Origin of the sequence: Sphingobium trunci, from assembly GCF_022664535.1 — a bacterium.
Classification (GTDB): domain Bacteria; phylum Pseudomonadota; class Alphaproteobacteria; order Sphingomonadales; family Sphingomonadaceae; genus Sphingobium.
Map to the genome: position 1 here is coordinate 47210 of NZ_JAKUJY010000009.1, position 12914 is coordinate 60123.

Sequence of the window (12914 nt, forward strand, 5' to 3'; positions counted from 1 at the left end):
GCAGGCAGCCGACTTGCCTTGGCGGCATGATGCTTTAGGGATTGGCTATCCTCTTCAACGAAGGCTGTTGGCGTGACAGATATTCAGAGCGTTACCCCCGTCATTCTGGCGGGTGGATCGGGGACGCGGCTGTGGCCGTTGTCGCGCAAATCCTATCCCAAGCAGTTCGTGCCCCTGCTGGGGGAGGATACGCTGTTTCGCTCGGTCGTGCGGCGGCTGTCGGGTGCGGGGGAGGGCTATGGCTTTGCCCGGCCGGTGGTGCTGACCAACGCGACCTTCCGTTTCATCGTCGCCGAGCAGTTGGCGCAGGAGGGCGTGGACGCGGAAGCGATCATGATCGAACCTTCGGTGCGCAACACCGCGCCTGCGATTCTGGCGGCGGCGCTGCATCTGGCGGCGCAGGATCCCGAAGCGGTGATGCTGGTCGCGCCCTCTGACCAGGTGGTGCCGGATGCCGACGCCTTCCGCGCGGCGGTAAGCCGGGGTCTGGGGGCTGCCCGGGCGGGCGATCTGGTGACCTTCGGCATTGCGCCGACACGGCCGGAAACCGGCTATGGCTATTTGCAGGTCGTGGCCAGGCCCGATGGATCGGGCGAGCCGATCAAGCTCAAGCGCTTCGTGGAAAAGCCCGATGCGAAGCGGGCGGCCAAGATGCTGGCGAGCGGCGATCATCTCTGGAATGCCGGGATTTTCCTGTTCGCGGCGAAGGACCTGATCGCGGCATTCGAGCAATATGCGCCCGACGTGCTGGCGGCGACGGTGCCTGCGGTGGAGCAGGCGGAGGGCGACCTGGGGTTCCTGCGTCTGGCGCCGGAACCTTGGGGGCAGGCGCCGGACATTTCCATCGACTATGCGATCATGGAGCGGGCCGCCAATCTGTCGGTCGTGCCCTATGATTCAGGCTGGTCGGACCTGGGCGGCTGGGACGCGGTGTGGAGCCATGCCGGGCCGGACGGGGATGGCGTGACGGTCAGCGGCGGAGCGACGGCGATCGATTGCAACGACACATTGTTGCGGTCGGACAGCGACGGCATGGAACTGGTCGGCATTGGCCTCAGCAACATCATAGCGGTGGCGATGAACGATGCGGTGCTGATCGCGGACAAGGCGCGATCGCAGGATGTGAAGCTGGCGGTGGAAGCGCTGAAGGCCAAGGGCGCGGTGCAGGCGGAGAGCTTTCCCAAGGATCACCGGCCCTGGGGCTGGGTGGAAGGGCTGCTGTCGGGCGAACGCTTTCAGGTCAAGCGGATCATCGTGCAGCCCGGGCAGTCCTTGAGCCTGCAGAGCCATTTCCATCGGTCGGAACATTGGATCGTGGTCGAGGGAACGGCCAGGGTGACGGTGAATGAAGAGGTGACGCTGCTGACCGAGAACCAGTCGCTTTATGTGCCTTCGGGGGCGAAGCATCGGGTGGAGAATCCGGGCAGGATCCCCGTGGTCTTCATCGAGGTGCAGACGGGCACCTATCTGGGAGAGGACGATATCGTCCGCTACGAGGATCGCTACGCGCGGAGTTGAGCCACACATCTTCTCATTCGTCATTCCGCGAAGGAAACCACCTCCCGACGCTGCACCAAGCACATTCTCGTGGGAGATAGATTCCCGCCTTCGCGGGAATGATGGGAAAGGTTAGTGGGCAGCTCCCCAGCTGCGGCCATGACCGATCTCCACCCCAAGCGGCACGCTCAGTTTCACGATCGGTTCGGCGGCGCTTTCCATGACCCTGCGTATGACAGCGCTGGCCTGTTCGACATCGCCTTCGGGCAGTTCGAACACCAGTTCGTCATGCACCTGCAGCAGCATTTTCACCTTGCCCAGGCCCGCTGCCGCCAGTGCCGGTCCCATGCGGGCCATGGCGCGCTTGATGATGTCGGCGCTGGTGCCCTGGATCGGGGCGTTGATCGCGGCGCGCTCGGCGCCCTGGCGCTCATGCTGGACCGGGGCCTTGATGCGCGGGAACCATGTCTTCCGGCCGAAGAGGGTTTCGGTATAACCCCTTGAGCGCGCCTTCTCGATCGTGTCGGTGATGTAGAGGCTGATGCCGGGGAAGCGCTCATAATAGCGGCTGATCATGTCCTGCGCTTCGTCGGCGCTGATCTCCAGCCGCCCGGCGAGGCCCCAGCGGGAAATGCCGTAGAGGATCGCGAAATTGATCGTCTTGGCCCGGCCGCGCGTGTCGCGGTTGACCTCCCCGAACAGTTGCTGGGCGGTGGCGGCGTGAATGTCCTCGCCATTGGCGAAGGCCTCTTTCAGCGCCGGAACGTCGGCCATATGCGCGGCGAGGCGCAGTTCGATCTGGCTATAGTCCGCCGCAAGGATGACATTGCCCGGCTCGGCCACGAAGGCGTGGCGGATCTGGCGGCCGACCTCCGTGCGGATCGGGATGTTCTGGAGATTGGGGTCGGTCGAGGACAGGCGGCCGGTCTGCGCGCCGGACAGGCTGTAGCTGGTGTGGACGCGGCTGGTATCCTTGTTGATCTGGGCCTGGAGCGCGTCGGTATAGGTCGATTTGAGCTTCGATAGCTGGCGCCAGTCCAGCACCTTCCCCGCGATCTCGGCGCCCTGCGCCTTGAGCTGTTCGAGGATGGTGACATCGGTGGAATAGGCGCCCGACTTGCCCTTCCTGCCGCCCTTGTACCCCATTTTGTCGAACAGGATCGCGCCCAGCTGCTGGGTCGATCCGATGGCGAAGGGCTGGCCCGCAAGGGCATGGATTTCCGCCTCCAGCGCGGCGATGCCCGCGGTGAATTCCGAAGACAGGCGGGACAGGGCTTCGCGGTCGACCTTGATCCCCTCATGCTCCATCTTCGCGATCACGCCGACCAGCGGGCGATCGACCAGTTCATAGACGCGGGTGGCGCCTTCATGGGCGATGCGGGTCTTGAACAGCTTCCACAGCCGCAGCGTGACGTCGGCATCCTCCGCCGCATATTCGGTCGCCTTGTCGAGCGGGACTTCGGCGAAGCTGATCTGGCTCTTGCCGGTGCCGCAGACATCCTTGAAGCTGATGCATGTGTGATTGAGGTGGACCTTCGCCGCCTCGTCCATGCCGTGGCCGGCAAGGCTCTGGCCCGCGTCGAGGTCGAAGCTCATGACGATGGTGTCGTCATAGGGGGCGATCTCGATGCCGTGACGGCGCATGACGGTCAGGTCATATTTGAGATTCTGCCCGATCTTGAGGACGCTGTCGTCCTCCAGCAGCGGCTTCAACCGGGCGAGGACGAGGGCGAGGGGAAGCTGCTGCGGCTTTTCCGCGAACATGTCCTTGCCGCCATGGCCGACCGGGATGTAGCAGGCCGCGTTCGGCCCGACGGCGAGGCTGATCCCGACCAGCGCGCAGGACACGCAGTCCAGCATGTCCGTCTCGGTATCGACGGCGACCAGACCTTCTGCATGGGCGGCGGCGATCCAGCGGTCGAGCGCCTCCTGCGTCACCACCGTTTCGTAGAGGCTGCGGTCGATCGGCGGTTCTTCCTCATGGACCGGGGCGGCGGGGGGCGTGACCTCGGTGACGGCGGCGGCCGCGGTCGCAACGGCCACGGCGGCGGCGGGTGCCCCGGCGCGGGCGAGCAGCGACTTGAAGCCATGATGTTCGAGGAAGGCCTGCAAGGGTTCGAGCGGAATGCCCTTGAGCGTCAGGTCGTCCAGCGGTTCGGGCAGGTCCATCGCATCGTGCAGCGCGACGAGGCGGCGGGAAAGCCGGGCCATGTCGGCATGGGCGATCAGATTTTCCTGCATCTTCGACTTCTTCATCGAAGGCGCGGCCGCCAGCGCGGCTTCCAGCCCGCCATATTCGGTGATGAGCTTGGCGGCGGTCTTGGGGCCGATGCCGGGGACGCCGGGGACATTGTCGACGCTGTCGCCCATCAGGGCCAGGACGTCGCCCAATTGCTCCGGCTGGACGCCGAACTTGGCCATCACATAGTCGGCGCCGCGCCGTTCATTCTTCATCGTGTCGTACATGTCGACGCCGGGCTGGATGAGCTGCATCAAGTCCTTGTCGGAACTGACGATGGTGACGTGCCAGCCCGCCGCGACGGCGGCCCTGGTGTAGCTGGCGATGATGTCGTCGGCCTCGAAACCCGCCTCCTCGATGCAGGGGAGGGAGAAGGCGCGGGTGGCGTCGCGGATCATCGGGAATTGCGGCACGAGGTCTTCGGGCGGCGGCGGGCGATTGGCCTTGTAGGCGTCGTACATGTCGTTGCGGAAGGTGTGGCTGCCCTTGTCCAGCACCACAGCGAGATGGGTCGGCCCCTCCGCCTTGCCCAGTTCGTCGGCCAGCTTCCAGAGCATGGTGGTATAGCCATAGACCGCGCCGACCGGCTGGCCATGCTTGTTGGTGAGCGGCGGAAGTTGGTGATAGGCGCGGAAGATATAGCCGCTGCCGTCCACGAGGTAGAGATGATTCTGGGGCATGGGGGAGGGGATAGCGGGTAATGTGGGGTGGCTCCAGTGGCCTATGTCGCGGGGGTGGATTTGGGTGACATAGGTGACACGATGGAGAGGTGGGAAAGCACCGGCTCCGGGCGTTTTCCTGCAGGCGGTTTACGGTTCAAAGAGCGGGATCGGGTGTAGCCTGTGCGGCGGCGTGTAGGACAGGAAAAAACTTCTGACGGAGGCCTTCAACACTGGTTGACGTTAACCCAACGATCATTTGTTTGCTGTTTCATTGCAGGATGCGTTACTTGATAGCTGCGATGCTGTTCGCTTCGGCTTTTAATCCCGTGGAGGCCATGGCGCAGGAAATCCCTCTTGTCGGGATTGGTTTGCCATATTCCCCGGAGAGCCCGAGGCCGCTTGTTCCCGCTCATCCTCTGTATCAGCGGATCGAGGTAGGAGAGATTGAAGGCCTGCCGCCCACGATAAAGAGTTCGTCACTCAACTGGATCGCTGCTGCCAAGCGGTCGAGCATCAATATGGCGTTGCGTGAAAGCCTCGAGCGCATGAACATGCTGGCTTCGAACACCGGAGCTGCGAGGGCCCGGCTGATCGTCGGTTGGGGCGGCGATAGCACTCCATTCCGAATAGCTAGACGTAATCGCACCACTGTCACTATGCATTATCGTCTGATCAGGATCGACAATGGACAGCTGCTCTTTGATCGGGATATCAGCACTTCGGTCGAAGGTGGTGGCGTCGACGCCTCCATGCGCGACAATGGTATCGTTCGCGCTGCCATAGCGACGAATTTCGCTTCTGCGGTTAATTGCTTGGATCATGCTGCTTTTGGAGAAGCGCCCGCCGATTGCGCACTTGTCCCATTGTTCAGCGTTTCGGTTACGCGTCGATAGCCGCTGCCAGCAGCAAATTTGCGATCGTTAAAGCACTTCGCTCGCCCGTTCCGGCGGGCGGGCGATGACGGCGCCCCTGGGCGTGATGACGATGGCGCGTTCGATCAGGATCGGGTGTGCCGCCATCGCGTCCAGGACCGCCTTGTCGTCGGTCAGGTCGAGGCCGATTTCCTTGGCCACCGCCTCGCCCTTGCGGACGGCCTGCGAGGGGCGGATGCCCGCCTTTTGCAGCACCGCTTCGATTTCGGCGCGGCTGGGCGGGGTCTTGAGATATTCGACCACCTCGACCTCAACCCCCGGCGCGGCTTCAAGGATCGCGAGTGCGGCCCTCGATTTCGAGCAGCGGGGGTTGTGCCAGATGGTCGCCTTCGTCACGCCTGCTCGTCTTTCGCCAACCAATCCTCCAGCCACTTGATCGTATAGTCGCCGTTGAGGAATTCGGGGTCGGTCAGCAGCTTCTGGTGGAGCGGGATCGTGGTCTTCATGCCCTCGATCACATATTCCTCCAGCGCCCGGCGCAGCCGCATGATCGCGCCCTCGCGGGTGCGGCCATAGACGATCAGCTTGCCGATCATGCTGTCATAATAAGGCGGCACCTTATAGCCCTGGTACAGGCCGCTATCGACGCGGACATGCATCCCGCCCGGCACATGATAGCTGGTGACGGTGCCCGGCGACGGCGCGAAGGTGCGGGGGTCTTCGGCGTTGATGCGGCATTCGATGGCGTGGCCGTGGAATTCGATATCCTCCTGCGCGACCGACAGCGGCTTGCCTTCCGCCACGCGGATCTGTTCGCGCACCAGGTCGACGCCGGTGATCATCTCCGTCACCGGATGTTCCACCTGCAGGCGGGTGTTCATCTCGATGAAGTAGAATTCGCCGTCTTCCCACAGGAACTCGATCGTGCCCGCGCCGCGATAACCCATGTCGGCCATCGCCTTGCGCACCACCTCGCCCATCCGGTCGCGCTCCGCGGTGGAGAGGACGGGGGAGGGGGCTTCCTCCAGCACCTTCTGGTGGCGGCGCTGGAGCGAGCAGTCGCGCTCGCCCAGATGGATGGCGTTGCCGTTGCCGTCGCCGAACACCTGGAATTCGATATGCCGGGGGTTGCCGAGATATTTTTCCATGTAAACGGTGTCGTCGCCGAAGGCTGCCTTCGCCTCCGAACCGGCCTGCTTCATCGATGTTTCGAGCAGATCTTCGGAGGGCACGACCTTCATGCCGCGGCCGCCGCCGCCCGATGCCGCCTTGATGAGCACGGGGTAGCCGATCTTCGCGGCCACTGCCTTCGCTTCCTCGACGCTGGAGAGAGCGCCGTCGGAGCCGGGGACCAGCGGCAGGCCGAGCGCGCCCGCCGTCCGCTTCGCCTCGACCTTGTCGCCCATGATGCGGATATGTTCGGGCTTGGGGCCGACGAAGGCGATATTGTGCGCCTCCACGATTTCCGCGAACTGGGCGTTTTCCGACAGGAAGCCATAGCCCGGATGGATCGCGTCCGCGCCGGAGATTTCGGCGGCGGAGATGATCGCGGCGATGTTGAGATAGCTGTCCTTGGCGGCGGGCGGGCCGATGCAGATGGCTTCGTCGGCAAGGCGCACATGCATGGCGTCGGCGTCGGCGGTCGAATGGACCGCTACCGTCTTGATGCCCATTTCATGGCAGGCGCGATGGATGCGGAGCGCGATTTCGCCCCGGTTCGCGATCAGCAGCTTTTCAATGGCCATTGGAAACGCGGCCTTATTCGATGACGATCAGCGGCTGGTCATATTCGACCGGCTGGCCGTTATCGACCAGCACCGCCTTGACCGTGCCCGCGGTGGGGGCGGTGATCGCGTTCATGACCTTCATGGCTTCGACGATCAGCACGGTGTCGCCGGCCTTCACCGTCGCGCCGACGGGAGCGAAGGGCGCGGCGCCCGGCTCGGCCGCGAGATAGGCGGTGCCGACGATGGGCGAGCGGACGGCATTGGCGGCGACGGTCGCCGGGGCTGCCTCGGCCGGAGCGGCGGCGGCTACCGGAGCGGCCGCCACGGGGGCGGGGGCGACGGGGGCGGGTGCATAGGCGATGGCGGCGCCGCCCGCCTTGCGCGCGACGCGGATCTTGCGATCGCCGTCCTCGACCTCGATTTCCGTCAGGTTGGTGTCGTCGAGCAGTGTGGCGAGGTCGCGCACCAGTTGCACGTCTACCTGCATTGCGCCCTTTTCAGCCTTATCGTTCATGTCATGTCCCTGGACGGTGAATTTCGTTTCTGACGGTCGCGCCTATGCGCATTTCGGGCGAAGCGCAACTTTTGAGCGATGAGCGGGAGTCCGTTGCGCCCAATCCGGCATGGTCGCGCGCTCCGGCTCCCGCTCGTCGCATCGTCGGGCAGAAAGGTTCAAGTGGAAGACCGGTTCCCACTTTTCCCGGGCTGTCCTAAAGCTCGAGCGCCGCTTCCAGTGCCAGCATGTAGGACAGGGGGCCGAAGCCCGCGATGGTCCCCTTCGCCGCCATGCCGACATAGCTTTTGTGGCGGAAAGGCTCGCGCGCATGGGGATTGGACAGGTGGATTTCGATCACCGGAACCGTGATCCCCTTGATCGCGTCGTGCAGCGCGACGGAGGTGTGGGTCAGGCCGCCGGGATTGATGATGACGGCATGCGCGCCTTCCGCATGCGCTTCCTGCAGCCAGTCGATCAGATGGCCTTCATGGTTGGACTGGCGGAAGTCGATCTCGACATGGGCGCGATTGGCGGCGTCCTCCATCCGCTCCGCAATGTCGTCCAGCGTGTCATAGCCGTAGATTTCCGGCTCGCGCGTCCCCAGCATGTTGAGATTGGGACCATTCAACACATAGATTTTGCGCGTTTCGGCCATGACGATCCCCTTATGGTTGCGAGCAGGGCGCCCCCGCCCCTATATGCGCCCGGCGGCGCAAAACCTCTTAGCCGCATCAAGGAAGGTTTGCATAGTGAGCGTCGACGGAACCATCTCCATCCACATCAATGGCGAGCATCGCCGCGTGCGCGGCGGCATGACGCTGGCGGAGCTGGCGAGCGAGCTGGGCTTCGTGCCGGAGAAGGTCGCGGTGGAGCGCAACCTGGAGGTGGTGCCGCGTTCGACGCTGGCGCAGGTGTGCGTCGAGGATGGCGACGAGCTGGAGATCGTGCATTTCGTTGGCGGCGGCGATCTGGGGCCGCAAGAGGAGGATAGCTGGACGGTGGCGGGCCGGACGTTCCGTTCGCGGCTGATCGTCGGCACCGGCAAATATAAGAGCTTCGAGCAGAATGCGGCGGCGGTCGCGGCTTCGGGGGCGGAGATCGTCACCGTGGCGGTGCGGCGGGTCAATGTGTCCGATCCCAAGGCGCCGATGCTGACCGATTTCATCGACCCGAAGACGATCACCTACCTGCCCAATACGGCGGGCTGCTATACCGGGGAGGAGGCGATCCGCACGCTGCGCCTGGCGCGGGAGGCGGGCGGCTGGGATCTCGTCAAGCTGGAGGTGCTGGGCGAGGCGCGGACGCTGTATCCCGACATGGTGGAAACGCTGCGGGCGACCGAGATACTGGCCAAGGAAGGCTTCAAGCCGATGGTCTATTGCGTCGACGATCCGATCGCGGCGAAGCGGCTGGAGGATGTGGGCGCCGTCGCGATCATGCCCCTGGGCGCGCCGATCGGGTCGGGGCTGGGCATCCAGAACCGGGTGACGATCCGGCTGATCGTCGAGGGCACGAAGCTGCCGGTGCTGGTCGATGCGGGCGTGGGCACGGCGTCGGAAGCCGCGCAGGCGATGGAACTGGGCTGCACCGGCGTGCTCATGAACACCGCCATCGCCGAGGCGAAGGACCCGGTGCTGATGGCCGCCGCGATGAAGGCGGGGGTCGAGGCGGGGCGCATGGCCTATCGCGCCGGGCGGATGGGCAAGCGCATGTATGCCGATCCTTCCAGTCCGCTGGCTGGCCTTATCTAAAGGTCGAGCCGCGCGGCCCGTTCGAAAATCGCGAGGACCAGCGGGTCGGTTTCGGTGGCGCGCACGGCGACCCGGAACTCGACCGGCGGCATGGCCGGGGCGCCCGGCACCGGCACCAGCGTCCCCTCGGCCATCTGCTGGCGGACCATGGGCTGCGGGAAAATGCCGATGCCGTCGCCTTCCAGCACGATGTCGATCATCGTGCGCATGTTGTTGCACAGATTGACCGATCGCCAGCCCAGATCGGAGGCGGCGATCGCCTCCTTCATGATGCGGTAGAGCGGCGACAGGTTGGACAGCGACCAGATCGGCACCTTCAGGGCGGTGGGCGCATCGCGCATCGCGGCCACCGTGCCGGGGCTGGCCAGCCAGAGCAGGTCGACGCCGCCGATCGGCACCGTGCGCAGCATCGGATGGGCGATCTGTCCCGGAGCGAAGGCGATGTCCGTCCGCCCGGCGGTCAATTGCTGGATCAGGTCGGCGGTGAGCGCGATTTCCACTTCGAGCGAGACGCGTGGCAGGTCGTGGTTCAGTTGCGCGACGAAGCCGGGCAGGCAACTGGCCGCCGCAATCTCACCCGCGCCGATGCGGACGACGCCGGTCGCCCCCGAAATATCGCTGCATTCCGTCAGCACGCTCTGGAAACGGGCCCAGAGCGGTTCGCTTTCCCGCACCAGTTCGCGCCCGGCGGGGGTTAGCGTCATGGTGCGCCCTTCCCGCCGGAACAGCGCGGTGCCCAGATGGTTTTCCAGTTCCCTCACGCGGGCGGAAATGGCAGGCTGGGTCGTGTTGAGCCGTGCCGCCGCCGCCGCGAACGTGCCCAGCCGCGCGATCCACAGCAGCGTTTCGAGATGGTAGAAGGCGATGCGATTGATAGCCATTATTTGGGCATAACCGAAAAAACAAATCATTGGTATTGATCGGTTCGCCCGCCTAAGATTGTGTGCAGTTGCGAAAGGAAGGGATGCCGATGGTCAAGAAGCTCTACCCCGATGCCGCGTCCGCGCTGGATGGCCTGCTGTTCGACGGAATGCAGCTTTGCGCGGGTGGTTTCGGCCTGTGCGGCATTCCCGAGCGGCTGATCGACGCGATCCGCGATTCGGGGGTGAAGAACCTGACCATCGCTTCCAACAATGCGGGGATCGACGGCGAGGGCCTCGGCAAGCTGCTGCGCACGCGGCAGGTGAAGAAGATGATCTCCAGCTATGTCGGCGAGAACAAGGAGTTCGAGCGGCAATATCTGTCCGGCGAGCTGGAGGTGGAATTCTGCCCCCAGGGGACGCTGGCGGAGCGGTGCCGGGCGGGCGGCGCGGGGATTCCGGGCTTCTACACCAAGACCGGCGTCGGGACCGCCGTGGCCGAGGGCAAGGAGGTCAAGAATTTCGACGGGCAGGACTATATTCTCGAGCGCGGGATTTTCGCGGACGTGGCGATCATCAAGGGCTGGAAGGCCGACGAGAGCGGCAATCTGATCTTCCGCAAGACCGCGCGCAACTTCAACCAGCCGATGGCGACGGCGGCGAAGATCTGCGTCGCGGAAGTGGAGGAAGTGGTGCCGACCGGCAGCCTCGATCCCGATGCGATCCACCTGCCGGGCATCTATGTGAAGCGCATGATCATAGGCAGTCCCTATGACAAGAAGATCGAGTTCCGGACGGTGCGGACGCGGGAAGCGGCGTGATCGGCCGCCGCGCGGTTTCCGCAGGCGCGCTGGCGCTTCTCGCGGCCTGCTCGACCGGGCGGCCGGAGCCGGTTCCGGTGGCGCCCGCCGATCCGCCCGCCGGGATGCAGTATCTTTATGGCTCCGGCGAGGCGGCGGCGCTCTCGACGCAGGTCTGGCAGGTGCTGACGGCCTATGTGGCTGCGGCGGTGAAGGCGCGCCCGAAGGACAGCGTCGTGCTGGCGGCGGGCGCGGCCTTGGACGCGCCGCGCTTCGTGCCGTGCGGGGACAAGCCGTTCGCCGCCCTGTTCGACGTCGATGAGACGGTGATGCTGAACACGGGCTATGAATATGATGGCGCCCGGACCGGCAACGGCTTTGACGCTGCGGGCTGGGATGCGTGGGAACAGACTGGCGAGGGTGCGGTCGGGCCGGTGCCGGGCGCTGACCGGGCGCTGGGCGAATTGCGCCGTTTGGGCGTGACGGTGGTGTTCAACACCAACCGCTCCGCCGCCAATGTCGAGGCGACGGTCCGGGCGATCCGGGCGGCCGGCCTGGGCGATGCGGTGCATGGCGAGACATTGTTCCTGAGTGGCGACGACGCCATGGGATCGCGCAAGGACGGGCGCCGGGCGACCATCGCGGCGCGCTATTGCGTGATTGCGATGGCTGGCGACCAGCTTGGCGATTTTTCCGACCTGTTCAATGCGGGGCAGCCGGTTCCGGCCCGCCGCGCCGCGACGACGCAGGATGCGGTGGCCGGTCTGTGGGGGCGCGGCTGGTTCGTGCTGCCCAACCCTGTTTATGGAAGCGCCCTCAAGGGCGGCTTCGACGATGTGTTTCCGTTGGACAAGAGGTGGGCCGGGCCCGCCGCGAGGGAGAAGAACTAATGGCTTGGTCCCGTGACGAGATGGCCGCCCGCGCGGCGAAGGAACTTCAGGACGGCTTCTATGTGAACCTCGGCATCGGCATTCCGACGCTGGTGGCCAATCATATTCCCGCCGGGGTTGAGGTGACGCTGCAGTCGGAAAACGGCATGCTGGGCATCGGGCCCTTCCCTTATGAGGGCGAGGAGGATGCCGACCTCATCAATGCGGGCAAGCAGACGATCAGCGAACTGCCGCAGTCGGTCTATTTCAGTTCGGCGGACAGTTTCGCGATGATTCGCGGCGGGCATATCGACCTGACCGTGCTGGGTGCGATGGAGGTCGCTGAGAATGGCGACATCGCCAACTGGATGATCCCCGGCAAGATGATCAAGGGCATGGGCGGCGCGATGGACCTGGTCGCGGGCGTCAAGAAGATCATCGTCGTCATGGAGCATACGTCCAAGGACGGCAGCCCGAAATTCATCCCGGCCTGCACCCTGCCGCTGACCGGCAGGAATGTGGTCGACATGATCGTCACCGACCTTTGCGTGTTCCAGCGGCCCGACCATGACAGCCCGTTCAAACTCATTGAACTCGCTCCGGGCGTGACGGCGGAGGAAGTCGCCGCTAAGACGACGGCTCATTATGTGAGCTGAGGATTGGCAGCATGAGCCTGGATGGTGTTTATGATGAGGGCAATGTCTTCGCCCTCATCCTGCAGGGGAAGATCCCTTCGACCAAACTCTATGAGGATGAGCACAGCTACGCCTTCCTCGACATCCAGCCGCAGTCCAAGGGGCACAGCCTGGTCATTTCCAAATGGTCGAAAGCGCGCAACATCCTGGAGGTTGAGGACGAGGCGCTGGCGCAGGTGATGGCGACGGTGAAGAAGGTTGCCAACGCCACGCGCAGGGCGCTGGACCCCGACGGCATCCATGTCGCGCAGTTCAACGGCGCGCCCGCCGGGCAGACCGTGTTCCACCTGCATTTCCATATCGTTCCGCGCTGGGAAGGGCAGCCGCGCGGCTTTGTCGCCCATGCGCAGGGCAATTTCGCCGATCCGGCCGCATTGCAGGCCCTGGCCGAAGAGATTCGCGCCCAGTTCTGATGCGACCGGTCCCCGTGGAAGCGCGCTGACATG

General features: G+C 64.7%; 13 protein-coding genes. 7 read left to right on the forward strand and 6 right to left on the reverse strand.

All coding sequences use genetic code 11. From position 1 onward, the window contains the following. The first annotated feature begins 72 nt into the window (after positions 1-72). On the forward strand, positions 73-1518 hold the full coding sequence (locus MJ601_RS10210) for a mannose-1-phosphate guanylyltransferase/mannose-6-phosphate isomerase (RefSeq protein WP_242125966.1): 1446 nt from the start codon (positions 73-75) through the stop codon (positions 1516-1518). A gap of 111 nt (positions 1519-1629) precedes the next feature. Here MJ601_RS10210 and polA read toward each other — a convergent pair whose 3' ends face one another. Further along, on the reverse strand, positions 1630-4416 hold the full coding sequence (gene polA, locus MJ601_RS10215) for a DNA polymerase I (RefSeq protein ID WP_242125968.1): 2787 nt from the start codon (positions 4414-4416) through the stop codon (positions 1630-1632). Between the two features lie 281 nt (positions 4417-4697). Here polA and MJ601_RS10220 point away from each other — a divergent pair, with 281 nt between their 5' ends. Next, the gene (locus tag MJ601_RS10220) at positions 4698-5291 is read left to right on the forward strand and encodes a hypothetical protein (protein WP_242125970.1); all 594 of its coding nucleotides are present in this window, start codon (positions 4698-4700) and stop codon (positions 5289-5291) included. A gap of 27 nt (positions 5292-5318) precedes the next feature. On the opposite strand, the gene arsC is transcribed toward MJ601_RS10220, so the two are convergent. From arsC to aroQ, 4 genes are all read right to left on the reverse strand, one after another. Next, the gene (arsC, locus tag MJ601_RS10225; protein ID WP_242125972.1) at positions 5319-5666 is read right to left on the reverse strand and encodes an arsenate reductase (glutaredoxin); all 348 of its coding nucleotides are present in this window, start codon (positions 5664-5666) and stop codon (positions 5319-5321) included. Next, positions 5663-7015, reverse strand: coding sequence for an acetyl-CoA carboxylase biotin carboxylase subunit (gene accC / locus MJ601_RS10230; RefSeq protein WP_242125974.1), 1353 nt, complete (start codon positions 7013-7015; stop codon positions 5663-5665). Before accC ends, arsC begins: the two co-directional genes overlap by 4 nt. Positions 7016-7028: 13 nt before the next feature. Continuing rightward, positions 7029-7511, reverse strand: a complete 483-nt coding sequence (gene accB, locus MJ601_RS10235; protein ID WP_242125976.1) for an acetyl-CoA carboxylase biotin carboxyl carrier protein — start codon at positions 7509-7511, stop codon at positions 7029-7031. Positions 7512-7707: 196 nt separating this feature from the next. Beyond that, entirely contained in the window at positions 7708-8148 is a 441-nt protein-coding gene (aroQ, locus tag MJ601_RS10240; protein WP_242125978.1) for a type II 3-dehydroquinate dehydratase, read from the reverse strand. Between the two features lie 94 nt (positions 8149-8242). Here aroQ and thiS point away from each other — a divergent pair, with 94 nt between their 5' ends. Continuing rightward, a complete protein-coding gene (thiS, locus tag MJ601_RS10245; protein ID WP_242125980.1) occupies positions 8243-9244 on the forward strand; it encodes a sulfur carrier protein ThiS in 1002 nt (333 codons plus the stop codon). On the opposite strand, the gene MJ601_RS10250 is transcribed toward thiS, so the two are convergent. Continuing rightward, positions 9241-10125 carry a LysR family transcriptional regulator gene (locus tag MJ601_RS10250; RefSeq protein ID WP_242125982.1) on the reverse strand — a complete coding sequence of 295 codons (885 nt, stop codon included), beginning with the start codon at positions 10123-10125 and terminating at the stop codon, positions 9241-9243. The two genes, thiS and MJ601_RS10250, sit on opposite strands and share 4 nt — an antisense overlap. 89 nt (positions 10126-10214) lie before the next feature. Between MJ601_RS10250 and MJ601_RS10255 the strand changes: the two genes are divergently transcribed. From MJ601_RS10255 to MJ601_RS10270, 4 genes are read left to right on the forward strand one after another with little or no spacing between them, the layout of a single operon-like run. Further along, positions 10215-10925, forward strand: a complete 711-nt coding sequence (locus tag MJ601_RS10255) for a CoA transferase subunit A (RefSeq protein ID WP_242126188.1) — start codon at positions 10215-10217, stop codon at positions 10923-10925. Beyond that, positions 10922-11794 (forward strand): 5'-nucleotidase, lipoprotein e(P4) family, encoded by an 873-nt coding sequence (locus tag MJ601_RS10260; protein ID WP_491572905.1) that lies wholly within the window; start codon positions 10922-10924, stop codon positions 11792-11794. Before MJ601_RS10255 ends, MJ601_RS10260 begins: the two co-directional genes overlap by 4 nt. Then, entirely contained in the window at positions 11794-12429 is a 636-nt protein-coding gene (locus MJ601_RS10265) for a CoA transferase subunit B (protein WP_242125984.1), read from the forward strand. The genes MJ601_RS10260 and MJ601_RS10265 overlap by 1 nt, the downstream gene beginning before the upstream one ends. Before the next feature lie 11 nt (positions 12430-12440). Continuing rightward, positions 12441-12881 (forward strand): HIT family protein, encoded by a 441-nt coding sequence (locus MJ601_RS10270; RefSeq protein ID WP_242125986.1) that lies wholly within the window; start codon positions 12441-12443, stop codon positions 12879-12881. Positions 12882-12914 lie beyond the last annotated feature (33 nt).